Source organism: Pseudomonas sp. BTN1, assembly GCF_001907715.1.
Taxonomy (GTDB): domain Bacteria; phylum Pseudomonadota; class Gammaproteobacteria; order Pseudomonadales; family Pseudomonadaceae; genus Aquipseudomonas; species Aquipseudomonas paracarnis.
Map to the genome: position 1 here is coordinate 1 of NZ_MPBM01000061.1, position 25,343 is coordinate 25,343.

Annotated in this window: 18 protein-coding genes, 4 tRNA genes, 1 pseudogene and 1 riboswitch; of the genes and pseudogenes, 18 read left to right on the forward strand and 5 right to left on the reverse strand. The window is 59.2% G+C overall.

Annotated elements, in window-relative coordinates; translation table 11 throughout:
- Positions 1 to 204 (forward strand): annotated as a pseudogene (locus BMH52_RS25385) (histidine/lysine/arginine/ornithine ABC transporter ATP-binding protein); the annotation flags it as partial.
- Positions 205 to 450: 246 nt separating this feature from the next.
- On the forward strand, positions 451 to 1,431 hold the full coding sequence (locus BMH52_RS25390; RefSeq protein ID WP_032903461.1) for a GlxA family transcriptional regulator: 981 nt from the start codon (positions 451 to 453) through the stop codon (positions 1,429 to 1,431).
- Positions 1,432 to 1,438: 7 nt separating this feature from the next.
- Here BMH52_RS25390 and BMH52_RS25395 read toward each other — a convergent pair whose 3' ends face one another.
- Positions 1,439 to 6,487, reverse strand: coding sequence for a dermonecrotic toxin domain-containing protein (locus tag BMH52_RS25395; protein WP_073845434.1), 5,049 nt, complete (start codon positions 6,485 to 6,487; stop codon positions 1,439 to 1,441).
- A gap of 301 nt (positions 6,488 to 6,788) precedes the next feature.
- Between BMH52_RS25395 and BMH52_RS25400 the strand changes: the two genes are divergently transcribed.
- From BMH52_RS25400 to astE, 7 genes are all read left to right on the forward strand, one after another.
- Positions 6,789 to 8,009 (forward strand): aspartate aminotransferase family protein, encoded by a 1,221-nt coding sequence (locus tag BMH52_RS25400; RefSeq protein WP_003193615.1) that lies wholly within the window; start codon positions 6,789 to 6,791, stop codon positions 8,007 to 8,009.
- Between the two features lie 212 nt (positions 8,010 to 8,221).
- Positions 8,222 to 9,241 carry an arginine/ornithine succinyltransferase subunit alpha gene (gene aruF / locus BMH52_RS25405; RefSeq protein ID WP_003175655.1) on the forward strand — a complete coding sequence of 340 codons (1,020 nt, stop codon included), beginning with the start codon at positions 8,222 to 8,224 and terminating at the stop codon, positions 9,239 to 9,241.
- Positions 9,242 to 9,292: 51 nt separating this feature from the next.
- Complete coding sequence (gene astA / locus BMH52_RS25410) at positions 9,293 to 10,318, forward strand: arginine N-succinyltransferase (RefSeq protein ID WP_003193612.1); 1,026 nt, start codon at positions 9,293 to 9,295, stop codon at positions 10,316 to 10,318.
- Positions 10,315 to 11,784 carry a succinylglutamate-semialdehyde dehydrogenase gene (gene astD / locus BMH52_RS25415; RefSeq protein WP_177345109.1) on the forward strand — a complete coding sequence of 490 codons (1,470 nt, stop codon included), beginning with the start codon at positions 10,315 to 10,317 and terminating at the stop codon, positions 11,782 to 11,784. Before astA ends, astD begins: the two co-directional genes overlap by 4 nt.
- Before the next feature lie 156 nt (positions 11,785 to 11,940).
- The gene (gene astB / locus BMH52_RS25420) at positions 11,941 to 13,287 is read left to right on the forward strand and encodes an N-succinylarginine dihydrolase (protein ID WP_032903464.1); all 1,347 of its coding nucleotides are present in this window, start codon (positions 11,941 to 11,943) and stop codon (positions 13,285 to 13,287) included.
- 26 nt (positions 13,288 to 13,313) lie between these two features.
- Positions 13,314 to 13,601, forward strand: coding sequence for a hypothetical protein (locus BMH52_RS25425; protein WP_003175651.1), 288 nt, complete (start codon positions 13,314 to 13,316; stop codon positions 13,599 to 13,601).
- Positions 13,602 to 13,612: 11 nt separating this feature from the next.
- Positions 13,613 to 14,617 (forward strand): succinylglutamate desuccinylase, encoded by a 1,005-nt coding sequence (gene astE, locus BMH52_RS25430; RefSeq protein ID WP_014719592.1) that lies wholly within the window; start codon positions 13,613 to 13,615, stop codon positions 14,615 to 14,617.
- A 101-nt stretch (positions 14,618 to 14,718) separates the two neighbouring features.
- Here the strand turns inward: astE and BMH52_RS25435 are convergent, their stop codons facing one another.
- Positions 14,719 to 15,228 (reverse strand): 6,7-dimethyl-8-ribityllumazine synthase, encoded by a 510-nt coding sequence (locus BMH52_RS25435; protein ID WP_003193604.1) that lies wholly within the window; start codon positions 15,226 to 15,228, stop codon positions 14,719 to 14,721.
- Positions 15,229 to 15,325: 97 nt separating this feature from the next.
- Positions 15,326 to 15,495, reverse strand: a riboswitch (FMN riboswitch).
- A 190-nt stretch (positions 15,496 to 15,685) separates the two neighbouring features.
- Between BMH52_RS25435 and ltaE the strand changes: the two genes are divergently transcribed.
- From ltaE to mgtE, 8 genes are all read left to right on the forward strand, one after another.
- Positions 15,686 to 16,690, forward strand: a complete 1,005-nt coding sequence (gene ltaE / locus BMH52_RS25440) for a low-specificity L-threonine aldolase (RefSeq protein ID WP_014719591.1) — start codon at positions 15,686 to 15,688, stop codon at positions 16,688 to 16,690.
- 146 nt (positions 16,691 to 16,836) lie between these two features.
- A complete protein-coding gene (gene alaS, locus BMH52_RS25445; protein WP_014719590.1) occupies positions 16,837 to 19,455 on the forward strand; it encodes an alanine--tRNA ligase in 2,619 nt (872 codons plus the stop codon).
- Positions 19,456 to 19,550: 95 nt separating this feature from the next.
- A complete protein-coding gene (locus BMH52_RS25450; RefSeq protein WP_003193595.1) occupies positions 19,551 to 20,792 on the forward strand; it encodes an aspartate kinase in 1,242 nt (413 codons plus the stop codon).
- A 174-nt stretch (positions 20,793 to 20,966) separates the two neighbouring features.
- The gene (csrA, locus tag BMH52_RS25455; protein WP_003175645.1) at positions 20,967 to 21,155 is read left to right on the forward strand and encodes a carbon storage regulator CsrA; all 189 of its coding nucleotides are present in this window, start codon (positions 20,967 to 20,969) and stop codon (positions 21,153 to 21,155) included.
- Between the two features lie 62 nt (positions 21,156 to 21,217).
- Positions 21,218 to 21,308, forward strand: a tRNA-Ser gene (locus BMH52_RS25460).
- Positions 21,309 to 21,416: 108 nt separating this feature from the next.
- Positions 21,417 to 21,493: transfer RNA gene (locus BMH52_RS25465), tRNA-Arg, on the forward strand.
- A 72-nt stretch (positions 21,494 to 21,565) separates the two neighbouring features.
- A tRNA-Arg gene (locus BMH52_RS25470) sits at positions 21,566 to 21,642 on the forward strand.
- Positions 21,643 to 21,990: 348 nt separating this feature from the next.
- Positions 21,991 to 23,433 (forward strand): magnesium transporter, encoded by a 1,443-nt coding sequence (gene mgtE, locus BMH52_RS25475; protein WP_003193593.1) that lies wholly within the window; start codon positions 21,991 to 21,993, stop codon positions 23,431 to 23,433.
- 101 nt (positions 23,434 to 23,534) lie between these two features.
- On the opposite strand, the gene BMH52_RS25480 is transcribed toward mgtE, so the two are convergent.
- From BMH52_RS25480 to BMH52_RS25490, 3 genes are all read right to left on the reverse strand, one after another.
- Positions 23,535 to 23,861 carry an Arc family DNA-binding protein gene (locus BMH52_RS25480; protein WP_003193592.1) on the reverse strand — a complete coding sequence of 109 codons (327 nt, stop codon included), beginning with the start codon at positions 23,859 to 23,861 and terminating at the stop codon, positions 23,535 to 23,537.
- A 394-nt stretch (positions 23,862 to 24,255) separates the two neighbouring features.
- Positions 24,256 to 24,435, reverse strand: coding sequence for a PA3371 family protein (locus BMH52_RS29770; protein WP_003193590.1), 180 nt, complete (start codon positions 24,433 to 24,435; stop codon positions 24,256 to 24,258).
- 11 nt (positions 24,436 to 24,446) lie between these two features.
- A complete protein-coding gene (locus BMH52_RS25490) occupies positions 24,447 to 24,674 on the reverse strand; it encodes a hypothetical protein (protein WP_014719587.1) in 228 nt (75 codons plus the stop codon).
- A gap of 322 nt (positions 24,675 to 24,996) precedes the next feature.
- Here BMH52_RS25490 and BMH52_RS25495 point away from each other — a divergent pair.
- Positions 24,997 to 25,073 (forward strand) — tRNA-Arg (locus BMH52_RS25495).
- Positions 25,074 to 25,343: the final 270 nt, after the last annotated feature.

The following is a 25,343-nucleotide window of genomic DNA, read 5'->3' on the forward strand; positions in this document are numbered from 1 at the left end:
GTACTCAAGGTGATGCAGGACCTGGCCCAGGAAGGCCGCACCATGGTGGTCGTGACCCACGAAATGGGCTTTGCCCGCGAAGTGTCGAACCAATTGGTGTTTTTGCACAAAGGCATCGTTGAGGAGCGTGGCAACCCGCGGGAAGTGCTGATGAACCCGCAGTCGGAACGGTTGCAGCAGTTCCTCTCTGGCAGTTTGAAATAATCAAGACTGCTTTTGTGCACCGGGATAGTGCATGCTCCGCAGTCTTGAGGTAAGCCCCGATCCCCTGTGGGAGCTGGCTTGCCTGCGATAGCGATGTATCAGCCAATGATGTGTTAACTGACCCACCGCCATCGCAGGCAAGCCAGCTCCCACTGTTGATCTGTGTTTGTTTTGGGATTTGTAGTTGATTACGGGCTAGCATTGGCCCACAGCTTCTTTCACCGTTTTCGCTCCGGATAGCACTCCATGACCGCCCACAAAATTGGTTTCCTGATTTGGCCCAGCACAAAAGCCCTCACGCTTGCGCTGGCTGAGGAGGCCTTGCGCGTTGCCCAGCGGGTGCATCCGGATGTGATCTACGAGTTGTCGTTCCTGCTCGCCGAACCCGCAGTCGCAGGTGCCTGGCAACTGCCGGGCGAGCCGTGGGCCGGTAAGCTGGAGGGTTTTCAGAAGTTGTTCCTGTTGGCCGACGAACCGCCGACGGTCATCGCTTCGCCACTGAGCTCCGCGCTCAAGCAGCTTGTTCGGGCGGGGTGTGTGATCGGCGGCTTGTCAGCGGGGGTGTACCCGTTGGCCCAACTGGGCCTGCTCGATGGCTACCGCGCCGCCGTGCACTGGCGCTGGCAGGACGATTTCGCCGAGCGTTTCCCCAAGGTCATCGCCACCAGCCACCTGTTTGACTGGGACCGTGATCGCCTGACCGCTTGCGGCGGCATGTCGGTACTTGACCTGCTGTTGGCGGTATTGGCCCGTGACCATGGCGCCGAGTTGGCCGGTGCTGTGTCTGAAGAACTGGTGGTAGAGCGCATCCGCGAAGGCGGCGAGCGCCAGCGTATCCCGCTGCAAAACCGCCTGGGCTCCAGCCACCCTAAGCTGACCCAGGCGGTATTGCTGATGGAAGCCAATATCGAAGAGCCGCTGACCACCGACGAAATCGCCCAGCACGTGTGTGTTTCACGACGACAACTTGAACGCATCTTCAAGCAATACCTCAACCGCGTCCCCAGCCAGTATTACCTGGAGCTGCGCCTGAACAAGGCGCGCCAGATGCTGATGCAAACCAGCAAGTCGATCATCCAGATCGGCTTGTCGTGCGGCTTCTCCTCGGGGCCGCACTTCTCCAGCGCCTACCGCAATTTCTTCGGCGCCACTCCTCGCGAAGATCGGAACCAGCGTCGCAGCAGCAGCCCGTTCGAGTTGTCATCGGTGCCTTCCGAGCGCGGGTGAGCTGCGTCTATTCTTCTCCCTCTGTTTCGGATGACGTCGCAGAGCGTGAGCTGGAGCGGTCTGGCGCGGGTTGTCGGGCTTGCGCTACATCGAAATCCACTGCCGTGCGGTTGTAATAGCGGCGCAGAATGGCAAGTGCTGCGGGTGAGAAGGGGTTGTCGCTCAGGTCAAAGCCTGCCGCTGAGTCCGGGTCTACTTCAAGCAGGTCCGTGGGCAACTCGGTGATGTGGTTATCGCTCAGGTTCAGTTGGGTGAGCGACGTCAGGTTGAACACCCCGTGAGGCACCTCGGTAAGCCTGGTGTTTTCCATCATCAGGGTTTCCAGGCCGGACATTTTGCTGACGTCGGGCGTCAGCGCCAGCGGGTTATCGCTCAGGTCCAGGTACTCCAGGTCGTGCAGGTCGCTCAAGGCGGCGACGCTGTCGGGGGTCAGTCGCAGATTGCATTGCGTGAGGCTGAGTGTGGTCAACTTGGGCAGCTTGAAGACGCCAGCGGGAATGCCTTGCAGGGCATAGCGGTGGATCAGCAGGCTTTCCAGATTGGGGAAACGTTCCAGAAAACCTTCGGGTATCGAGGTGGTTTCCTGTGCCCTCAGATCCAGCTTGGAAATATGCTTGAAATCCACATTCAGTCTTGGCAGGTCTCCCCACAGCGGCAAGGTCAATGTCATTTGATGGGACTGCGTCAGCGGGTCATGGCTTAAGTCCAGGCTGGTTTCACGCCGCCAGCCTTGCTCCAGCAGAGCGCTGATTTCCGCTCGAATGAGTTGTTGCTGTGCACGAATCTGTTCATCCATGGGCAGGTTCGTGACGGGGTGGCTCTCAGGCACATCCACCACCCATTCCTGCAGGTCGGCTTGCAAGCGTTCGTAGTCGGCCTTGAGGCGCACGAGAATCGCCATCGAATCATCCAGCCCGCCCGGTAGCCTGAAGATAAATTGATTGGCCTCGAGAGTGTTGTAGGTCGGGTAAAGCGCCTGGACCAGGCGAACCTCATCTGGATTGGCTTGGACGCCAAAATGTTCCCCGGTGCTCTGACAGTAGGTTTTTATCCGTTCCAGGGTTGCGCGCGTCAGCGGGTTGCCGGAAAGGTCGTAGGCCTTGGCAGCACTGGCGGGCAACGAATACAGGGCTTCTGGCAGCCTGCGCAGGTTATTGTGGCTGAGATTGGCGTTGGCCAGCCGAGGCCGATTGAGCAGGCCTGTGGGAAAGATGGAAATACCGCAGTGGCTCAGGTTGAGTGTTCGCAGGTTGGCCATGTTTTCGAAATTGGGCGCCAGCACCAGCGGGTTGTGGGACAGGTCAAGGGTATGCAGCTCGGTCAGGTTGGCCAGGGCTGCTCGGGTTGGGGTGGTCAGGTTGAGTGCGCAGCCGCGCAGTGTCAGCGCGTTAAGGTGGGTCAATGCACTGATTTCGCCGGGCAGTGTTCTGAGGGTCATGTCGCTGATGGCCAGTCGGCGCAATCCGGGGAAAGATGCCAGGAAGCCCGGCGTGCCGCGGGTGGTCAAGTAACCCTGGAATTCCAGGGTAGTGATGTGCCCAAGGCGGGTATCGAGCGCGGGCAGTTCCCCATAAATGGGCTGGTTGAGTTGCAGCAGGTGACCGTTGTCATAAGCAGGGTCTACGGGGGTGTTGTGGCGCCAGGCGCCGATCAGTTTTTGTGACCAGAGAAAGCGATTTTGCTGTTCCGCAGCAATCCGCCAGCGGCTCAACGGTAAATCTGTACCGACAAGGGGCTGCGGCACATTCTGCTGCCATGTCCGCAGGTTGGCTTCCAGTTGCGAGAACTCTTTCTTCAGAAATTGAAGGGTACCCCAAGGTGTGCCGGGATCGTTTTGCATGGCGGCGAGTACGGCCGTCACCTGGCTGGGGCTCAGTTGTGGGTACAGCTCATGCAACTGACTCTCCAGCGAGACGCCTTCGCTGCTGCCAGCGGTGACCGGGCTGGCGTCGTAGCCCTCCATGCCGCCGGGCAGGCGCATCAATGTCGGGTCATAGGACGGTTTGAGCAGCGGAACTTCGGCCAGCAGGGCGCCAAGTTCGTCATGTGCCAATGTGTGTTGGCGCAAGGTTTCTCTCAAGTGTGGGCCTTGGCCTATCTGCATAGCCAGTGCGTCGCGCTGTGCATCGGGGAGTGCCTGGAGCACGGCGGTGTAGAAATCGGTTTCGCCAAGCAGGGTGCCCTTGCTGTCTTCGGGAATGTAATCGCCTTCGATGGTGCGCAGCAGCAGGCGTCGGATGGGCGCCTGGGCGGGGCCGATGGCGTCGCGCAGATGGCCGTCGCGCTTGAAGTCGCGAACTTCCAGACGCACCTGAGGCGACCAGCCCGGCAATTTTTCCAGGGAGTGCAGGGCGAGTCGATGGGTGTCGCCGGTCTCCAGCGCACCCATGTACAGGCCTTCATAGGCCCGGCTGATTCTGACCTGATGGGCCACCCAGCGTGCGCGTTCGACCAGGTGCGAAGGCAGCGTGCCCTGGTCGATGTCGAGCAGGTCCTGGCCGTGGGCACTGAGCAGGACCTCCTCGGCCGCGCTGACGGGCAGGCCCGGTGTGCTGTCGATGAGCTTTTGCACGCGCGCATCGGTGGTCAGCTCCAGGCCTCGATAGCGCGCGTCGAACATCGAAGCGCGTTTATCCTCGGCTCTGCGTGCCAGCTGTTTGCGCAGCTTGGCGGCGCGCACATGCAGTTGGGGGGCCGGGCTACCGAAGTCTTCCTCCAGCACAGTCTTGCGCTCTGACTCGTCGAGGGTTTCCAGCAGGGTCTTGAGCAGGTCGCCGTTGTTCATCTGCGCTTCATGAATTTGCGCTACCGCCGCATTTTCCCTGCCTGGGTGTTCCCATACGGTTTCGCCTTTGGCATTCAGAAAGCGCAGGGTCTTGGATTCCGGCCACAGGCCGGTCTGGCTAAGCAGCCAGAGTTGGGTTTGCGTGTCGGCTTTTGCGTAAACCAGTGGGTCGTCGCTGTTCATCTGGTCGATGAAGTCTTGCAGTTGCTGGTCGATATGGATGCGCTTGAGGCTGTCGGCCAGCAAGGGCGGTGGCGGTTGGCGGTCCATGTAGAGTTTGCGCAGGGCACCATCGTCGGTGCTACTGATGCGCTGCGCCTGTTCCAGACCGGTTTCGCTGAGAGCGTTGGCGGGCTCGCCGAGTCTGCGCAACAAGGTGCTGCGATGCCATGTCAGCGGGTGATCCAGTGGGGTTATCCAGGCGCCTTTGCCATTGCCGATAACGGGCGGTTGGTAGGCATGCGCATGGCTTGGGTGCGCCAGCACGGCGTTGCCCGCTTGTTGCTTGACGGCAAAGTGTTGCCCTTCAAGGGGCAGGATCTGCTTGTCCCCGTAGGCATGCAATCCATCGGCCTTGGGGCGCGAGGCGGTGGGCAATTGAAGGTCGTGGGCGTAGGGGCTCAGGTCTGGGCTCCACAGGCGCGTTTTGCCGTCGTCCGAGCTGACCGGATGAAGGCGCTCGAAAAACGCCCAGACTTCCCGAGGCAGTGCCTGGCGTAGCAGCCCTTCGGCAATCGGTGCGCCGACCGCGAACATACCCAATTGCACCATTTGCTCCAGGGTCGACATCAGGTGCCCGAACGCCTGGCGCTTGAGACCCTCGGCCCAATCGACGATGCCTTCGAATACGTCATCGAGCAGTTGATAGGCGGTGTAGCCGAGCATCAGTAAGCCCAGGGGGGGAATGAACGGCGTGGCGATGAAGGCGGCGATTTCGAGCAGGGCCTTACCGATTTTCTGCACGATGGCCCAGCGCTGCCAGCGTGCCTTGCTGTCGGCGTCGGCGGTGGACACGGCGATGCTTCGCGCGTCATTGAGCAGCTTATTGAGTTTGGTTTCATAGAGGTGTTCGTACAGCTCGCCCGTGATTTTCGTCGCGTGCAACTGCAGGTTGGGGTTGGCCACAGGTTCGGCGCGCCAGGTCGGCCTGGGGTCGCCGGGGACGGGGTGATGCCAGGTAACCTGGGACAAGCGGTTATGCAGGTTGGCAAAGAAGTAGGCGCGGTGCTCGTGGCTTATAAAGCGGCTGAAGAATGCCTGGTAATCGGCATCGCGCAATTTGCGGATCAGGTCTTGAATGAATGCGATGCCATCGTGGTAATACTTGAGCGGTGCCTGTGGGTCGCCGGGAATGTACGCCACCACGGGCACTGCGCTGTGGTGCAGTTCCAGGTCTGCGGCGAACAGCACAATGCCGGCCAGTGGTGCGTCCATCAGGCTCAGGTCGTGGCTGAGCAGCGTCTTACCGTCGAGTGTCAGGCCGCTGATGCCTTTGAGTTGAGCCTGGAGCGTGCGTAACACCCGCTCGCTGCCGTCCTTTTTCAGGCGCGCCAGGTGTACGGCAGTTTGGGCCTCGGCTTTGAGGCTCTCGATGACAGTGCTGCGCAGCGAAGCCTTGCGTTTGGCATCTTTGAAGCCGAAAAATGTCTTGAGGTAATTCTGGTATTGCGCACCGATGTCCAGTTCACGGCACAGCCCGACGAAGGTCTGGATGCTGACTTTGCTGTTCACTGAGGGCAGGGTGTCGAATTGCCCGGTGGTGGTGGGTTGGGTAATGAAGCTGGAGTCCGCGGTGAAGGCAGTTTTCTCGCTTTCTGCTGCGTCGAAGTTATGCAGCGCGGCGTCCACCAACGACACGGTCCAGACTTTGACGCCGCCAGTTTCTATAGGAAACAGTGGGATCGTCAGGGGCGCATACAGGCGCAGATGGGTGGTGCGGACATCGATCTCCACGCCCCATCTTGTCTTGAACGCCTGTTGCAAAAGCGGCGCGGCGAAGGCCTGCGGTGTCTTGAGGTCGGCCAGGGCCGTGTCTACTTTGTTTTGCGCGGCCCAGCTCTGCTCCAGCGCCTGTTTGAGCGGCGCGTGCTGCTGGCGGCTGGCGTCGGCCTGCCAGTTGGGAATGTCCAGTGGTGCATTCTTCAAGGCTTGGCGCTTGTCATCCGAGGCGCTTGCCAGCCAGGCCGGCAGGCGTGTGTGAAACCCGGGGGGTACTTGGGTGGCGGCGACTGCGAGGCGCTGGCTGATGGTCGTGGGGTAGGGCGTGGGCACGAGGCTGATCCTTCAGTGGGAGTGAGTCACTGTCATCACAGCAAGCCTGATGGGTTCACGGGCAGCAGATAGTTAAGGCATTAGGCGAAAATCAGCGGGCCGTGCCTCTGCCTCTCACTGAACGCAGCGTTTACACTGCGCCATTGCGATGCAATATGTCGCATTGCCGTAAACCCGCGTAAAACCGGGGTTGGCGCTATAAGAAGTTGTCGCTTGGCGACAAGGTGGCGCTGAAAACTGTCCTTACAATCCCTGCATCGCCCGCCAGTTCCAGGCAGGCGTTCCTCTTCAGGAGACTCCGATGTCCGTTGAGCAAGCCCCGGTGCAACGTGCCGATTTCGACCAAGTGATGGTGCCCAACTACGCACCTGCTGCCTTTATCCCTGTACGTGGCGCAGGTTCGCGCGTGTGGGACCAGGCCGGTCGCGAGCTGATCGACTTTGCCGGCGGCATCGCGGTCAACGTATTGGGCCATGCGCACCCGGCGCTGGTCGGTGCACTGACCGAACAGGCCAACACGCTGTGGCATGTCTCCAACGTGTTCACCAACGAGCCGGCGTTGCGTCTGGCCCACAAGCTGATCGACGCCACCTTTGCCGAGCGCGTGTTCTTCTGCAACTCCGGCGCCGAAGCCAACGAGGCCGCCTTCAAGCTGGCCCGTCGCGTGGCGTTCGACCGTTTTGGCAGCGAGAAGTACGAGATCATCGCCGCGTTGAACAGCTTCCACGGCCGTACCCTGTTCACCGTCAACGTCGGTGGCCAGTCGAAGTACTCCGATGGTTTCGGGCCTAAAATCACCGGCATCACCCACGTTCCTTATAACGACCTGGCTGCGCTGAAAGCGGCAGTAACCGATAAGACCTGCGCCGTGGTTCTGGAACCGATCCAGGGCGAAGGCGGTGTACTGCCGGCCGAACTGGCTTACCTGCAAGGCGCTCGCGAGCTGTGCGACGCCCACGACGCACTGTTGGTATTCGACGAAGTGCAAACCGGCATGGGCCGCACCGGCCACCTGTTTGCCTACCAGCATTACGGCGTGACGCCAGATATCCTCACCAGCGCCAAGAGCCTGGGCGGCGGCTTCCCGATTGCGGCGATGCTCACCCGTGAAGACTTGGCCAAGCACCTGGTAGTCGGCACCCACGGCACCACCTACGGCGGCAACCCGCTGGCGTGCGCGGTAGCGGAAGCGGTGATCGACGTGATCAACACCCCAGAAGTGCTGGCGGGTGTGAATGCCAAGCACGACCTGTTCAAGGCGCGCCTGGAGCAGATCGGCAAGCAGTACGGCATCTTCACCCAAGTGCGTGGCATGGGCTTGTTGATCGGTTGCGTACTCAGCGATGCCTTCAAAGGCAAGGCCAAGGACGTGTTCAACGCGGCCGAAAAAGAGAACTTGATGATCCTGCAAGCCGGCCCTGACGTGGTGCGTTTTGCACCGAGCCTGGTGGTGGAAGAGGCGGACATCAATGAAGGCCTGGATCGTTTTGAGCGTGCTGTGAAGACGTTGACGCAAGCCTGATAGCGACACATTTTATTGGCCGGACCTGAACAAATGTGGGAGCTGGCTTGCCTGCGATAGCATCACCTCGGTGCCGTTGATATACCGAGTTGCCTGTATCGCCGGCAAGCCAGCTCCCACATGGATCTGCTTACACATTGAGACCGATGTGTATCCGGGGCCTGTGTCCGGCATTTTTTCCTCTGTGAGTTTTCGAGTTAAGGAGTGACACCATGCTGGTGATGCGCCCCGCGCAAATGGCTGATCTGGGCGAGGTACAGCGTCTGGCTGCGGACAGCCCGATTGGTGTCACCTCCTTGCCGGATGATGTGGAACGCCTGAGCGACAAGATCGCGGCCAGCGAAGCGTCCTTCGCGGCCGAGGTGAGTTTCAACGGTGAAGAGAGCTATTTCTTCGTGCTGGAAGACACCGAGACCGGCAAGCTCGCCGGCTGCTCGGCTATCGTAGCCTCGGCCGGTTACTCCGAGCCGTTCTATAGCTTTCGTAACGAAACCTTCGTGCACGCCTCCCGCGAGCTGAAGATCCACAACAAGATCCACGTGCTTTCCCAGTGCCACGACCTTACCGGCAACAGCCTGCTCACTAGCTTTTATGTGGTGCCTGAGCTGGTCGGTTCGCCGTGGTCGGAACTCAATTCCCGTGGCCGACTGCTGTTTGTCGCCAGCCATCCTGAGCGCTTTGCCGACTCGGTGGTGACCGAGATTGTCGGCTACAGCGACGAGAACGGCGATTCACCGTTCTGGGATGCCATTGGCCGCAACTTCTTCGACCTCAACTACGCCGCCGCCGAGCGCCTGTGCGGGCTGAAAAGCCGTACCTTCCTCGCCGAGTTGATGCCGCACTACCCGATCTACGTGCCGCTGCTGCCGGACGAAGCCCAAGAGGCCATGGGCCAGGTGCACCCGCGTGCGCAAATCACCTTCGACATCCTCATGCGTGAAGGCTTCGAAACTGACCATTACATTGACATCTTCGACGGTGGCCCGACGCTGCACGCCCGGGTCTCGGGCATTCGCTCAATCGCCCAGAGCCGCGTGGTGCCGGTGAAGATCGGCGAGATGGTCAAGGGCGTTGGCCGCCAGTACTTGGTGAGCAACGCGCAGTTGCAGGATTACCGTGCGGTGATGCTGGAGCTGGACTACGCGCCCGGCAAACCGGTGACCCTGGACCTGGCGGCAGCCGAAGCGCTGGGTGTTGGTGAAGGCGCCAGTGTGCGCCTGGTTGCGGTTTAAAAAGAGAGTTTCGCGGGTGGCTGACAACAGCGGCCCGTTCGAGGAGATAGCATGATCGTTCGTCCCGTACGCAGCAGCGATTTACCGGCCCTGATTGATCTGGCGCGCAGCACTGGCACCGGTCTCACCACCTTGCCGGCCAACGAAGAGCGCCTGACCCACCGGGTGGGCTGGGCGGAAAAAACCTTTCGCGGCGAAGCCGGGCGCGGCGATGCCGACTACCTGTTCGTGCTGGAAAACGACGAAGGCCGCGTGGTGGGAATCTCTGCCATCGCTGGCGCCGTTGGCCTGCGCGAGCCGTGGTACAACTTCCGGGTTGGGCTGACTGTCAGCGCTTCCCAGGAACTGAATATCTACCGTGAGATACCGACGCTGTTCCTGGCCAACGACCTCACCGGTAATTCCGAATTGTGCTCGTTGTTTTTGCATGCCGATTACCGCAACGGCCTCAACGGTCGCATGCTCGCCAAGGCGCGCATGTTGTTTATCGCCGAGTTCCCGCAACTGTTCGGCAACAAGATCATTGCCGAGATGCGCGGTGTGTCCAACGATGCTGGGCGTTCGCCGTTCTGGGAAAGTCTGGGCCGGCACTTCTTCAAGATGGAGTTCAGCCAGGCCGACTACCTCACCGGCGTGGGCAACAAGGCGTTTATCGCCGAGCTGATGCCCAAGTTTCCGCTGTACAGCTGCTTTCTCTCCGAAGACGCGCGCAATGTGATCGGCAAGGTCCACCCGGACACCGAGCCGGCCCTGAGCATGCTCAAGAGCGAAGGCTTCAGCTACCAGGGCTATGTGGATATTTTCGACGCCGGCCCGGCGGTGGAATGTGAAACCAGCAAGATCCGTGCGGTGCGCGACAGCCAGTCACTGGTGTTGGCCATCGGCACGCCGGGGGACGACGCCACGCCGTTCCTGATCCATAACCGCAAGCGCGAAGAATGCCGTATCACCGCCGCTCCGGCCCGTCTGGCGGCAGGTACCCTGGTGGTCGATCCACAGACCGCCAAGCGCCTGCAGCTGGTGGTGGGTGATCAAGTACGTGCTGTTGCGTTGTCTGCTGCTCGGGAGTCCAAATAATGAATTCGTTGTATATCGCAGGTAGCTGGCTGGCTGGCCAGGGTGAGTTGTTTGAATCGCGCAACCCGGTGACCCAGCAAGTGCTGTGGGCTGGTAACGGTGCCAGCGCTGAACAGGTCGAATCCGCCGTGCAGGCTGCGCGTCAGGCATTCCCGGCATGGGCCAGGCGCCCGCTCGAAGAACGCATCAGCGTGCTGGAAACCTTCGCCGCCACGCTTAAATGCCGTGCCGATGAAATCGCCCGCTGCATTGGCGAAGAAACCGGCAAGCCCCTGTGGGAGTCGGCCACTGAAGTCACCAGCATGGCCAATAAGATTGCGATCTCGGTGCAAAGCTACCGCGAGCGTACTGGCGAGAAGAGCGGCCCCCTGGGCGACGCCACCGCAGTGTTGCGCCATAAGCCCCACGGTGTGGTGGCGGTGTTCGGCCCTTACAACTTCCCTGGGCACTTGCCCAATGGGCACATCGTCCCGGCGTTGCTGGCGGGTAACACCGTGCTGTTCAAACCGAGCGAACTGACCCCCAAGGTCGCCGAGCTGACCGTGCAGTGCTGGATCGAAGCCGGTTTGCCACCGGGCGTGCTGAACCTGCTGCAAGGCGCGCGGGAAACCGGCATCGCCCTGGCGGCCAACCCAGGCATCGACGGCCTGTTCTTTACCGGCTCCAGCCGCACCGGCAACCACTTGCACCAGCAATTCTCAGGGCGCCCCGACAAGATCCTGGCCCTGGAAATGGGCGGTAATAACCCGCTGGTCGTGGACGAAGTCGCCGACGTGGATGCGGCGGTGTACACCATCATCCAGTCGGCGTTTATCTCGGCAGGCCAGCGTTGCACCTGTGCCCGCCGCTTGCTGGTGCCGCAAGGTGCCTGGGGCGATGCCTTGCTGGCGCGCCTGGTGGCGGTGAGTGCGAGCCTTGAAGTGGGCGCTTTCGATCAGCAACCGGCGCCGTTCATGGGTTCGGTGATCTCCCTGGCTGCGGCCAAAGCCTTGATGCAAGCCCAGGAACTGATGTTGGCCAATGGCGCCGTGGCACTGCTGGAGATGACTCAGCCTCAGGCTCAGGCCGCTTTGTTGACCCCTGGCATCATCGACGTAACCGGTGTGACGGAGCGTGAAGATGAAGAGCTGTTTGGGCCGCTGCTGCAGGTGATCCGCTATGCGGATTTTGCCGGTGCCATCGCGGAGGCCAACAACACCCAGTACGGCCTGGCCGCTGGCCTGTTGTCGGACTCCGAAGCGCGTTACCAGCAATTCTGGCTGGAAAGCCGCGCCGGCATCGTCAACTGGAACAAGCAGTTGACCGGCGCTGCCAGTACCGCGCCGTTCGGTGGTGTCGGGGCGTCGGGCAATCATCGCGCCAGTGCCTATTACGCGGCGGATTATTGCGCGTACCCGGTGGCTTCGCTGGAGACGCCGAGCCTGATAGTCCCGGCAACGCTCACGCCAGGTATAACGCTGATCTAAATGTGGGAGCGGGCTTGCTCGCGAATGCGGTGTTTCATTCAACATTTGAAGTGACTGAACCACCGTTTTCGCGAGCAAGCCCGCTCCCACAATGGATCTGTGGTGTATTCAAGTGATTTGATGCCTATAAAAACAGATGTTCGTGGAGCCTCGCCGATGAAATCCTGTGAAGTCAATTTTGACGGTCTAGTGGGGCCGACCCATAACTACGGCGGTTTGTCCTTCGGCAACGTCGCGTCCCAAAGCAACAGCCAGCAGTCTTCCAACCCGAAGGAAGCGGCGTTGCAGGGCCTGCAGAAAATGAAAGCCCTGATGGACATGGGCTTTGTGCAAGGTGTATTGGCGCCCCAGGAGCGCCCGGATGTAGCCGCCTTGCGCAGCTTGGGTTTCAGCGGCACCGACGCCCAGGTAATCCAGCAGGCTGCCAGGCAGGCTATGCCTTTGCTGGTAGCGAGCTGCTCGGCATCCAGCATGTGGGTAGCCAACGCCGCCACCGTCAGCCCAAGCGCCGACACCGCAGACGGCCGCGTGCATTTCACTGCCGCCAACCTCAATTGCAAATACCACCGCAGCATCGAGCACCCCACCACCAGCCGCGTGCTGGGGGCGATGTTCGCCGATGGCAAGCATTTCGCTCACCACGCCGCCTTGCCGGCCGTGGCGCAATTTGGCGATGAAGGCGCGGCCAACCACACGCGTTTCTGTCGTGAGTACGGTGAGGCGGGCGTCGAGTTTTTCGTCTTCGGCCGTAGTGCTTTCGACCCTCGTTACCCGGCCCCGCAGAAGTACCCGGCGCGCCAGACCCTCGAAGCCTCCCAGGCCGTTGCGCGCCTGCATGGCTTGAAGGATGACGGTGTGGTCTACGCCCAGCAGAACCCGGCGGTGATCGACGCGGGTGTGTTCCACAACGATGTGATCGCGGTGGGCAACGGCGAAGTGCTGTTCTATCACGAGGATGCGTTCCTCAACACCGAGCAGATGCTCGCCGAACTGCACGGCAAGTTGGGCAAGCTGGGCGGCAACTTCCAGTCGGTGTGTGTGCCTCGCGCGTTGGTCAGTGTCGAGGACGCGGTGCGTTCCTACCTGTTCAACAGCCAGTTGCTGACTCGTCCTGATGGTTCGATGCTGCTGATCGTGCCGGAAGAGTGCCGCGCCAATGAGCGCGTGTGGCAGTACCTGCAAGGTCTGACCGCTTCCGGCGGGCTGATTCGTGAGGTCAAGGTCTTCGACCTCAAGCAAAGCATGCAAAATGGCGGTGGGCCGGCGTGCCTGCGCCTGCGCGTGGCGTTGAACGAAACCGAGCTGGCGGCCGTGAACCCAGGCGTTATCATGACCGCGCCGTTATACGAAACCCTGACCCAATGGGTGGGCAAGCACTACCGTGACAGCCTGCGCGAAACCGACCTGGCTGACCCGCAGTTGCTGCTTGAGTGCCGGACGGCATTGGATGAACTGACGCAAATCCTTAAACTGGGCTCGGTTTATCCTTTCCAGATCAATTAATGCCACACGGCTGAGATATTTTATTTATGACCGACACCCTGAAACTCATCCTTGAAGACACCGACGGCACCCAGCTGGAAACCTCCTGCACCCGCGTCGCCGTGGTCTGGCAGGGCAAGGAGATCTGGATCCAGCACGATGGCCGCGGCCAACTGCTGATTGGCGTAGACGTAGAAGAGGGCGACGCCGAGTACGCCAACCTGCTGATGCGCCCATTGGCCACCAACCTGATGAGCCTGCAACTGGAAATGGAACCGGCCGACGTTGAAGGTGACGACGACGATCACGTCCATGGCCCAGGCTGCAACCACTAAGGAAGCTGCTTATGCTCGCCCTCGGCAAACTGCTTGAACTGACCCTCGCCGGTCGTGAACCGGCGCAAAAAATTCAACTGACTGTCGACGGCGTGCAGATGCGCTGGCTCAGCGAAGGCGCGCTTGAAGTGCGCCCTCCTGAAGCTCTGGACAACGGCAGCGACTTGCTGCTGTCGTCCGGCATCCATGGCAACGAAACCGCGCCGATCGAACTGCTCGACCGCCTGTTGCATGGCATTGCCCGTGGGGAGATCAAACCCCGCACCCGTATTCTGTTCCTGTTCGGTAATACCGAGGCCATGCGCCGCGGTGAGCGTTACCTCGAGCTGGACGTCAACCGGCTGTTCAATGGCCGGCATGAACAAAACATCGGCCCCGAAGCCATGCGCGCCGCCGAGCTTGAGCAATTGGCCCGCAGCTTTTTCAGCCTGCCTGGCCGTTCGCGCCTGCATTACGACCTGCATACCGCGATTCGTGGTTCGAAAATCGAACAGTTCGCGTTGTACCCGTGGAAAGAAGACCGACAGCATTCGCGCCGTGAGCTGGAGCGCCTGAACGCGGCTGGCATGCAGGCGGTGCTGTTGCAGAACAAAACCTCGATTACCTTCACCGCGTTTACCTACGAGCAACTCGGCGCCGAGGCGTTCACCCTGGAGTTGGGCAAGGCCCGGCCGTTCGGGCAGAACGACGGTGTGGACGTGTCGCGCCTGGAAGCGCGTCTGAAGCAGATCATCGAGGGCAACGAGCCCGAGACCGGTAGCCTCGACGGCCTGCAACTCTTCGCCGTTGCGCGAGAAGTGATCAAGCACAGCGACGCCTTCCTGATGCACCTGCCCGCAGATGTGGAAAACTTTTCGGAATTGGAAAGGGGCTACCTGCTGGCCGAAGACGTGGCCAAGACCCGTTGGGTGATCGAGGAGGAGGGCGCCCGCATTATCTTTCCCAACCCAAAGGTGAAGAACGGCTTGCGCGCCGGGATATTGATCGTGCCCACCACGGATGCCGGCCTGGCCTGAGAGCCAAGTCTGGCTCAGTCCAATGTGGGAGCTGGCTTGCCTGCGATAACATCACCTGGGTATCACTGAGACACCAAACCGGTTTGCGGTGAGGCTTGGATTTAGACCGCTACCGCACGCGGCTCGCTACGACGGATCGCGCGTACCTTGTGCAGGGTATCGGCGCAGGTGCGCGCCGCTTCCTGGCCCTTGTGCACGAAGTGCTCGTAGAAAAACGTGGTGTGCTCGCTGCCGGCATGGAAGTGGTGCGGCGTCAGGGACACCGAGAACACCGGCACTTCAGTTTCCAGCTGCACCTGCATCAGGCCGCTGACTACCGATTGCGCGACGAATTCGTGACGGTAGATGCCACCGTCCACCACCAGCGCGGCAGCGACGATGCCGGCGTAACGGCCGGTCTTGGCCAGCAACTTGGCGTGCAGGGGCATTTCAAAGGCGCCGCCGACTTCGAAGAAGTCGATGTCCGATTCCTGATAACCCTGGGCGATCATCTCGGCGAGGAAGCCTTTGCGCGATTGGTCGACAATATCCTTGTGCCAGCAGGCCTGGATAAACGCGACGCGCTCGCCGTGATGGTTTTTGCTTTTGCTGTCGATTGCGGTGGGTTGCATGTTCTGACTCCTGTTTAAGAAAAAAACAGGGCGTTATGAATCGAATGGGATTTAAGGGTACGCATGCGCAAACAAGCGCGCGGCCCTTAGGTGCCAATCCCGTTCTCTCTTCATCCGGACTATGACCGTCGGCCCCGGGATCACACCGGGTCTGCTGACCTCGTCGCCGTCCTGCCTGAGCAGTTCGAGGCGCCAAGCGCTCGCGGGCTATGCACATTGCGTGCAATTACCGCCGGTGGGGAATTGCACCCCGCCCTGAGAACGTTGCCACCAGAACCCTGGCGGCGCAGAGTTTTTAACATGGTTTTTCGAAAACTGCACGGCTGCCGTCTCGATAACTTATATCGGTTTGATTGGTTGGTATTCGATTGAATGCAATAGGGGCTTGATATTCCGTGGCTTTGCCCGCAGTAATCACACACAAAAGGACTTATCCACTCCGTTAGAGACCCCCTTCATGACCGTGATCGACCTGCGCAGCGACACCGTGACCCAACCTACCCCCGGCATGCTCGACGCAATGGCCAGCGCCGTCAGCGGCGATGATGTCTACGGCGAAGACCCCAGCGTCAACCGCCTGGAGGCCGAGTTGGCCAAGCGCCTGGGCTTTGCCGCGGCGCTGTTCGTGCCCACCGGTACCATGAGCAACCTGCTGGCGTTGATGGCTCACTGTGAGCGCGGCGAGGAATACATCGTCGGCCAGCAGGCTCACACCTACAAATACGAAGGCGGCGGTGCGGCGGTGCTGGGGTCGATCCAGCCGCAACCCCTGGAAGTTCAAGCTGATGGCTCCCTTGATCTGAACCAAGTGCTTGCCGCCATCAAGCCCGACGACTTCCACTTCGCCCGCACACGCCTGCTGGCGCTGGAAAACACCATGCAGGGCAAAGTGCTGCCGCTGGATTACCTGGCCAAGGCCCGTGCATTTACCCACGAGCATGGCCTGGCCCTGCACCTGGATGGCGCGCGCCTCTACAACGCGGCGGTCAAGCTGGGGGTGGATGCGCGAGAAATCGCCCAGCATTTCGATTCGGTGTCGGTGTGCCTGTCCAAGGGCCTCGGTGCGCCGGTCGGCTCGGTGCTGTGTGGCTCGACGGCGCTGATCGCCAAGGCTCGGCGCTTGCGCAAGATGGTCGGCGGCGGCATGCGCCAGGCGGGCTCCCTGGCGGCGGCGGGGTTGTATGCTCTGGATCATCAGGTGCAGCGCCTGGCTGACGACCATGCCAACGCGCAATGGCTGGGCGATGAGTTACGCAAGGCCGGCTACAGCGTCGAGCCGGTGCAGACCAATATGGTGTATGTGCAGGTAGGTGATCAGGCGCAGGCGCTGAAGGCCTTTGCGGCCGAGCGTGGGGTCAAGTTGAGCGCCGCGCCGCGCCTGCGCATGGTCACCCATCTGGATGTGAGCCGGGCGCAGATCGAGCAAGTGGTGCAGACATTCGTCGCGTTTTCGCAGAAATGACAGTGCAGGCCGTCTAATTGACTGTTTCTATCACATAAACACGCTGTACCACCGGCAAAGGGCCGATATAATGCGGCCCTTTGCCGTCGCTCCGTCTGATGATGTTGCGCACTGGCCTTTGGCCGCAGCCTCCGTGGAAGAACCTAATGAAAAGCGCAGAAATCCGTGAAGCCTTCCTTCGCTTCTTCGAAGAGCAAGGCCACACCCGTGTAGCCTCCAGCTCCTTGATCCCAGGCAATGACCCAACCCTGCTGTTCACTAACGCGGGGATGAACCAGTTCAAGGACTGTTTCCTGGGCCAGGAAAAGCGCGCCTACACCCGCGCTACCAGCAGCCAGAAGTGCGTACGCGCCGGCGGCAAGAACAGTGACCTGGAAAACGTCGGCTACACCGCCCGTCACCACACCTTTTTCGAGATGCTGGGTAACTTCAGCTTCGGCGACTATTTCAAGAAAGACGCGATCACGTTCGCCTGGACCTTCCTCACCGGCGTGCTGAAGCTGCCCAAGGAAAAGCTCTGGGTCACCGTGTACGCGACGGACGATGAAGCGTATGACATCTGGACCCAGGAAATCGGTGTACCTGCCGAGCGCATGATCCGTATCGGTGACAACAAAGGCGCGCCCTACGCGTCCGATAACTTCTGGACCATGGGCGATACCGGCCCGTGCGGCCCGTGCACCGAGATTTTCTACGATCACGGCGACGATATCTGGGGTGGCCCGCCAGGCTCGCCGGAAGAAGACGGCGACCGCTACATCGAGATCTGGAACAACGTGTTCATGCAGTTCAACCGCACCGCCGATGGCGTGTTGCATCCGCTGCCGGCACCGTCGGTAGACACCGGCATGGGCCTGGAGCGGATAAGTGCGGTGATGCAGCACGTTCACTCCAACTACGAAATCGACCTGTTCACCAACCTGCTGAGCGCCTCGGCGGCAGCTATTGGTTGCGCCAATGAAGGCCAGTCTTCGCTCAAGGTGGTGTCGGACCACATCCGTTCCTGCGGTTTCCTGATCGCAGACGGCGTGCTGCCGTCCAACGAAGGCCGTGGCTACGTGCTGCGTCGCATCATCCGTCGCGCGTGCCGCCACGGTAACAAGCTGGGCGCTACCGGCAGCTTTTTCTACAAGATCGTGGCCGCGCTGGTTGCCGAGATGGGCGATGCCTTCCCGGAACTCAAGCAACAGCAAAGCAACATCGAGCGGGTGCTCAAGGCTGAAGAAGAGCAGTTCTCCAAGACCCTGGAGCACGGCCTGAAGATTCTGGAACAGGACCTGGCTGAGCTCAAAGGCACCGTGGTGCCGGGTGATGTGGTGTTCAAGTTGTACGACACCTATGGTTTCCCGATGGACCTGACTGCCGACATCGCCCGCGAGCGTGAGTTGACCGTCGACGAAGCCGGTTTCGAGCGTGAGATGGAAGCCCAGCGCGTGCGGGCCCGTTCGGCCAGCTCCTTTGGCCTGGACTACAACACCCTGGTCAAGGTTGACGTACCGACCGAGTTCACCGGCTACAAGGCGACTGCGGGCTCGGCCAAGATCGTCGCCATCTATAAAGACGGTAAGTCGGTCGACGTGTTGAGCGAGGGTGAAGAGGCGGTTGTGGTGCTGGACCAGACGCCGTTTTATGCCGAGTCGGGTGGCCAGATTGGCGATTGCGGTTTCCTGAGCTCGACATCCGGTCGTTTTGACGTGCGCGACACCACCAAGACCGGCGGTGCGTTCCTGCATCACGGTGTGCTGGTGCTGGGCAACTTGACTGTGGGCGCACCGGTAGACACCCAGGTCGATGCCGATGTAAGGCATGCCACGGCGTTGAACCACTCGGCCACGCACTTGCTGCACGCCGCGCTGCGCCAGGTCCTGGGCGAGCACGTGCAGCAAAAAGGTTCGTTGGTGGACAGCCAGCGCCTGCGTTTTGACTTCAGCCACTTTGAAGCGATCAAGCCTGAGCAGATCAAGGCCCTGGAAGACATCGTCAACGCCGAGATTCGCAAGAACACCCCGGTTGAAACCGAAGAAACCGATATCGAGACCGCCAGGAACAAAGGCGCCATGGCGCTGTTTGGCGAGAAGTACGGCGACGAAGTTCGCGTACTGAGTATGGGCGGCAGCTTCTCGGTAGAACTCTGTGGTGGCATCCACGCCAACCGCACCGGCGATATCGGCCTGCTGAAGATCATCAGCGAAGGTGGTGTGGCCTCGGGCGTACGTCGTATTGAGGCGGTGACTGGTGCTGCGGCCCTGGCTTACCTCAATGCAGCCGAAGAACAACTCAAGGAAGCGGCCGGCCTGGTCAAGGGCAGCCGCGACAACCTGATCGACAAGCTGTCCGCCGTTCTGGAGCGCAACCGTGCGCTGGAAAAACAGCTGGAGCAGTTGCAGGCCAAAGCGGCGAGCGCTGCGGGCGATGACCTGTCGGCCGCGGCGGTTGACGTCAAGGACGTAAAAGTCCTGGCGGCGCGCCTGGACGGCCAGGATGGCAAGGCGCTGTTGGCCTTGGTCGATCAGTTGAAGAACAAGCTCGGCCGCGCAGTGATCCTGCTCGGCAGTGTCCATGAGGATAAGGTCGTTCTGGTTGCGGGTGTAACCAAGGACCTGACTGGCCAACTCAAAGCCGGTGATTTGATGAAGCAAGCCGCTGCGACAGTGGGCGGCAAGGGCGGTGGTCGTCCGGACATGGCGCAAGGCGGTGGTGTCGATGCCGCAGCGCTGGACGCGGCCCTGGCCTTGACCGTGCCATTTGTCGAGGCAGGTATTTAAAGCACTGTTAACCGGCCCGTGGTCTAGTCACGGGCTTGTTCAGTGCAGGTGGATTGGATATTAGGCGCCCCTTTACGGGCTGAGGCGGCTTGGAAATGGCTTTGATCGTACAGAAATTTGGAGGCACCTCGGTTGGTTCTGTCGAAAGAATCGAGCAGGTCGCCGACAAGGTTAAGAAGTTCCGCGATGCTGGTGATGACCTGGTAGTGGTGCTGTCGGCCATGAGTGGCGAGACCAATCGCCTGATCGATCTGGCCAAAGCCATCAGCGGTGATCAACAGCCGCTGCCGCGTGAGCTGGATGTGATCGTCTCCACGGGCGAGCAGGTGACCATTGCGCTGTTGGCCATGGCGCTGAACAAGCGTGGCGTGCCAGCGGTGTCCTACACTGGTAGCCAAGTGCGCATTCTTACAGACAGCGCACATACCAAGGCGCGGATCCTGCAAATTGATGATCAGAAAATTCGTACTGATCTGAAAGCAGGGCGCGTGGTAGTTGTAGCGGGTTTCCAGGGTGTGGATGAGCACGGCAACATCACCACGCTGGGTCGTGGCGGTTCGGACACCACCGGTGTGGCCCTGGCGGCAGCGCTCAAGGCGGACGAATGCCAGATCTATACCGATGTGGATGGCGTCTACACCACTGACCCACGCGTCGTGCCAGTGGCCCAGCGGCTGGACAAGATCACCTTTGAAGAAATGCTGGAAATGGCCAGCCTTGGTTCCAAGGTGTTGCAGATTCGTGCGGTGGAGTTCGCCGGCAAGTACAACGTTCCGCTGCGCGTATTGCACAGCTTCAAGGAGGGTCCGGGCACCCTCATTACTATTGATGAAGAGGAATCCATGGAACAGCCGATCATTTCCGGCATCGCTTTCAATCGCGATGAAGCCAAGCTGACGATCCGTGGCGTGCCAGACACCCCGGGCGTGGCTTTCAAGATTCTGGGCCCTGTCAGCGATGCGAATGTTGAAGTCGACATGATCGTGCAGAACGTTTCGCACGATAACACCACCGATTTCACCTTCACCGTGCATCGCAACGAATACGATGCAGCATTGAAAATCCTGCAGAACACAGCGAGCGAGATTGGCGCCCGTGAAGTGGTCGGCGATACCAAGATTGCCAAGGTGTCGATCGTAGGGGTGGGCATGCGTTCCCATGCTGGCGTTGCCAGCCGTATGTTCGGGGCCCTGGCCAAAGAAGGTATCAACATCCAGATGATTTCCACCTCGGAAATCAAAGTCTCGGTAGTGCTCGAAGAGAAGTACCTGGAACTGGCTGTACGCGCGCTGCATACGGCTTTTGAGTTGGATGCTCCGGCCCGACAGGGCGAGTGATGCGTTGCCAGGAAGGCGCGGTTTACCGCGCCTTTCATTTTTTTGTGGGGTACATGGTCTTTTGCATGGGCTCGACAATACTTAGCGAGTAGGGCTACGACCTTTTGGTTGTAGGTCGAATGCTTTTTTTTTGCAGACTGTTGTTCCTGAACTGAAATGCGTGAGGTGAAAGGTATGCTGATTCTGACTCGTCGTTGCGCAGAAAGCCTGATTATTGGTGATGGCGAAATCACCGTGACGGTGCTCGGCGTTAAAGGCAATCAAGTACGTATTGGGGTTAATGCTCCGAAAGAGGTGGCGGTCCACCGCGAGGAAATCTACCTGCGGATCAAGAAAGAGAAGGACGAAGAACCAAGCCTTTAATTTTTATCGTTTTTTATGTTTGCAAACGGGGAGGAACGTGGTTAATATACGCCCCGTGTTGCGGAGAGCTGGCCGAGTGGCCGAAGGCGCTCCCCTGCTAAGGGAGTACACCTCAAAAGGGTGTCGGGGGTTCGAATCCCCCGTTCTCCGCCATTATTTGCTTAGTACGTTGCAATCTGGTTTTTTCGGTAAGTTGTTGAAAATACTCGAAAAAATAGCTTTACATAGAGATTGAACGGCCTATAATGCGCGGCAACAAATGCACTCGTAGCTCAGCTGGATAGAGTACTCGGCTACGAACCGAGCGGTCACAGGTTCGAATCCTGTCGAGTGCACCATTTAAGAGTTAGTTGCAGTGATGCAGGTAGCTTGGCTTCAACCAGTTGTGATCTGGTCTAAAAACACAATCTGCACTCGTAGCTCAGCTGGATAGAGTACTCGGCTACGAACCGAGCGGTCACAGGTTCGAATCCTGTCGAGTGCACCATACAAACAAAAAGCCCGCCTAGTGCGGGCTTTTTGCCGTCTTGGGTTTGTGTGGGTTTTATCCGGCGTCCTCCTTTTTCTCCCTCTTCATGTGTTTTCCCATGCGCTTGCGTCGTCGCAGCTCATAGATGCAGCCAATACTGAGCTTTGGCGTGCAAGCGCTTGTTCTTTCCAGTTTTTTAACGTTTAAAACGTCCGGGCGGTGTATCATGCGCCCGTCAGCCCCGCCGGGGCTTGTGGAATACCTCCATGGACTTACCCAGTAGTTACTCAGTACCCCGCTTTACCAATCATGAATTGACTGATTGATCCTTCCGGCGTGCCCCGCTGCTGGGAGTGGAGTTCGCCTATGACCGAAGTAGAAGTAAAGAAGACACAAGAAAGCCTGCAGGATCGTCTGGCTCAAGTTATCGAGCTGCTGCAGCGCCAGCGCGTGGTCGAAGACCTCACGCACCGCCAGGAAGGTCCGAACCACGACCGCGTCGAAAACCTGGTTCACCGGCAAAACCTCGTCGAGCTACAACGCAAGCTCGATGACCTGCACTCTGCCGACGTCGCCTATATTCTTGAAGCCTTGCCGTTGGATGACCGACTGACCCTGTGGCAGTTGGTGAAGGCTGATCGTGACGGTGACATCCTTCTGGAAGTATCGGACTCGGTGCGTGAAACGCTCATCGCCGACATGGATGACCACGAGCTCCTGGCTGCCGCCAAGGAGATGGATGCGGACGAGCTTGCTGACCTGGCACCTGAGCTGCCCCGTGATGTTGTCCATGAGTTGATGGAGGCGCTCGATACGCAGCAGCGTGAGCGTGTGCGTTCCGCGCTGTCGTACGACGAGGATCAGGTCGGCGCCCTGATGGACTTCGAGATGGTCACCATTCGCGAAGACGTCAGCCTGGAAGTGGTGTTGCGTTACCTGCGCCGTCTAAAAGAATTGCCCGGCCACACCGACAAATTGTTTGTGGTCGACTATGAGGGGATCCTCAAGGGCGTTTTGCCGATCAAGCGCCTGCTGGTCAATGATCCAGAGAAGAAAGTTGCTGACCTGATGGCCAGCGATACCGTGAGCTTCCATCCGGACGAAGATGCCTACGACGCGGCCCAGGCATTCGAGCGTTACGACTTGATCTCGGCTCCGGTGGTGGATAAGAACGGCAAGTTGATCGGTCGTCTGACCATCGATGAAATCGTCGACTTGATCCGTGAAGAAAGTGAAACCGAAGTCCTCAACATGGCGGGTTTGCGTGAAGAGGAGGATATTTTCGCGTCGGTCTGGCGTTCACTGCATAACCGCTGGGCCTGGCTGGCTATCAATCTGATTACCGCGTTTATCGCTTCTCGCGTGATCGGGTTGTTTGAGGGTTCCATCGAGAAGCTGGTGGCCTTGGCGGCGTTGATGCCGATTGTGGCGGGTATTGGCGGTAACTCCGGGAACCAGACCATCACCATGATCGTGCGCGCCATGGCGCTGGATCAGGTCAGTACTGCCAATTCCTCACGGCTGCTGCGTAAGGAACTGGCGGTAGGCCTCATAAACGGATTGGTGTGGGGCGGTGTGATTGGCGTGGTGGCTTACTTGCTCTACGGCAGTTGGTCCCTGGGCGTGGTAATGACTGCGGCCATGACCCTTAACCTGTTGCTGGCGGCCTTGATGGGGGTATTGATTCCCATGACCCTGGCGCGTCTAGGTCGCGATCCTGCCATGGGTGCCAGTGTGATGATCACGGCCATGACTGACAGTGGTGGTTTCTTCATCTTCCTGGGCCTGGCAACGATCTTCCTGCTCTGACCCTTCCAGCGGGGGCAAATCTGCCCTCGCTTTGCTTCTTATTCCCAACCTCCAGGCAAAAAAAAGCCAGCACATGGCTGGCTTCGGCTTTCAGGTGTCAATCAATTGGCTTCTGCGGCCGCCTCCACGTCATGCGCGATAAGCGAGACGAGAGCATTTTGCTGGCGGTGGGAGAGCTGACGAAAACGCTGCAGCAGTTCGCGTTCGTGCAGTGACAGCTCGGGGCTGTCCAGGCGCATGCTCAACTCTTCACCCAAGGCACCTTCCTGAATAAGGCTTTGTTCCAGGCGTGCGATGATTTCGGAGTTCATGCTGCGGTGATGATTGCGAGCCACCTCGGCAATGCGTTCCCGCATTCCGTCTGGCAGACGTACGACGAATTTGTCAGCCGTACGGCTGGAATAAATTGCCTGTTTCAATGGGCGCATATATTTAACCGGTTAGTTCAGGGGAGCGGTTTCTGGAATTGGCCGCAAGATGAGTGTTAAGACAAGGCTCACGACCAAAGTTCAACCCGAATTGCAAAGAGGCCGCATCATGCCTCAGATTTGACATTTCATTGGCGTCAATTCTGTGACAAATATTGAACCGCCTACAGGCTTTATGCCAGTACTGATTTACGTTTTTGCGGACTGGTTAGAAAAAATCCTGCGACTGCAGCGAAGCTCGTCAATCTTCGCCCAAGCCTGCACGGCATCCGGGTTGAAGGGCGCCCGTCCTATAGCGATATGGCCTTTTGCCCTCAAGCTTAAGGTTAGTAGCTGTTCGCCTATTTACGAGTATCAGGCGACATAAGGTAGGGGAGGGAGATGGGGAAGGAGGTTAGCGCAGGAGCGGATCGAATTTGATTCGGCGACCCTTGATTAGCGTCAGTACCAGTAGGCTGCCCAGCACGGCGCTGGCGACGAAGGCTAGGGTTTGAGTTTGTTGTGATGTAGCTCCCAGGCCTAGCGCAACAGATAGGAGCGTCAGGCACAGAAACAACCAGGCAGATTTCGACATGAATAGTGTTCTCAGAAAACCCAATGCTCGGCCGCTGGCGCTGATTGTGTATCTTGGGTCAGGCGGATGGGAGATTGGGGGTTTGCAGTCATCAGTGCCAACTGAGGTCGCTGTTGCAGATGGTGGGGAATGGCTTGGCTGATTTGCGCGCCGTCTTCAGTACTGGTCGGCTGAAAATGAAACGTCACCACCGTAGCCAGTGCCACAGCGTTCAGTGCTAGTAGAAGGGCGCTGTTCATCATCATAGTCTCCACGGTGCCTGGAACGATTGGTTTTGTGTTTATGACTTTGCAGATGTCGTGCCAATCTATTATTTCAATAAAAACAAGGAGTTAAGATTGTTTTTTGAGAGCGCTGGGTTGCAGTTTGCAATGATGGCATATTGGCGTAGTGCAATTTGCACGATGAGGGTGAAAGTCTTGGCATGCTGAATGAGGCTATGAACGTACGCGCAAGGATTGGCCTACAGTCAAAATGCCAACGGACGACATGACAAAACCAGCCTCGGCCGTTAAGATGCACGCCGTCTGTCGCTAGCCCTTCAGGGTAAGCGTGGCATTTGTCCCAGTAGCTCAATTGGATAGAGCATCCCCCTCCTAAGGGGAAGGTTGGCCGTTCGAACCGGCCCTGGGACACCATCTCTGTAAAGCTTTCCCCTCCTGGTATTCGTCGGTCTCAACAACAGTCATCCTCGTTCCTCGCCTGTGCGGGATCCAGCCGCGCTTCTTTCGGTTGAGATCCAGATGCATTTGTGTGGGTGGGAATAATTCACGTCCCTAGGTTGTGCGCTCCTTCTATATAGAAGAGGCGGTGGGGCACCCTGGTTTTTATAGGCGAGTAAGTGTTTCGCTTTTTTTAAGATAAGGGGGTTGACGTTCATGGCGATCCCTGTAGAATTCGCCTCCCGC

Bases quoted from the DNA above. Each gene is read 5' to 3' on its own strand.
- BMH52_RS25390 (WP_032903461.1), top strand. From the start codon at position 451: ATGACCGCCCACAAAATTGGTTTCCTGATTTGGCCCAGCACAAAAGCC.
- BMH52_RS25400 (WP_003193615.1), top strand. From the start codon at position 6,789: ATGTCCGTTGAGCAAGCCCCGGTGCAACGTGCCGATTTCGACCAAGTG.
- aruF (WP_003175655.1), top strand. From the start codon at position 8,222: ATGCTGGTGATGCGCCCCGCGCAAATGGCTGATCTGGGCGAGGTACAG.
- astA (WP_003193612.1), top strand. From the start codon at position 9,293: ATGATCGTTCGTCCCGTACGCAGCAGCGATTTACCGGCCCTGATTGAT.
- astB (WP_032903464.1), top strand. From the start codon at position 11,941: ATGAAATCCTGTGAAGTCAATTTTGACGGTCTAGTGGGGCCGACCCAT.
- BMH52_RS25425 (WP_003175651.1), top strand. From the start codon at position 13,314: ATGACCGACACCCTGAAACTCATCCTTGAAGACACCGACGGCACCCAG.
- astE (WP_014719592.1), top strand. From the start codon at position 13,613: ATGCTCGCCCTCGGCAAACTGCTTGAACTGACCCTCGCCGGTCGTGAA.
- BMH52_RS25435 (WP_003193604.1), bottom strand. From the start codon at position 15,228: ATGCAACCCACCGCAATCGACAGCAAAAGCAAAAACCATCACGGCGAG.
- ltaE (WP_014719591.1), top strand. From the start codon at position 15,686: ATGACCGTGATCGACCTGCGCAGCGACACCGTGACCCAACCTACCCCC.
- alaS (WP_014719590.1), top strand. From the start codon at position 16,837: ATGAAAAGCGCAGAAATCCGTGAAGCCTTCCTTCGCTTCTTCGAAGAG.
- BMH52_RS25450 (WP_003193595.1), top strand. From the start codon at position 19,551: ATGGCTTTGATCGTACAGAAATTTGGAGGCACCTCGGTTGGTTCTGTC.
- csrA (WP_003175645.1), top strand. From the start codon at position 20,967: ATGCTGATTCTGACTCGTCGTTGCGCAGAAAGCCTGATTATTGGTGAT.
- mgtE (WP_003193593.1), top strand. From the start codon at position 21,991: ATGACCGAAGTAGAAGTAAAGAAGACACAAGAAAGCCTGCAGGATCGT.
- BMH52_RS25480 (WP_003193592.1), bottom strand. From the start codon at position 23,861: ATGCGCCCATTGAAACAGGCAATTTATTCCAGCCGTACGGCTGACAAA.
- BMH52_RS29770 (WP_003193590.1), bottom strand. From the start codon at position 24,435: ATGTCGAAATCTGCCTGGTTGTTTCTGTGCCTGACGCTCCTATCTGTT.
- BMH52_RS25490 (WP_014719587.1), bottom strand. From the start codon at position 24,674: ATGAACAGCGCCCTTCTACTAGCACTGAACGCTGTGGCACTGGCTACG.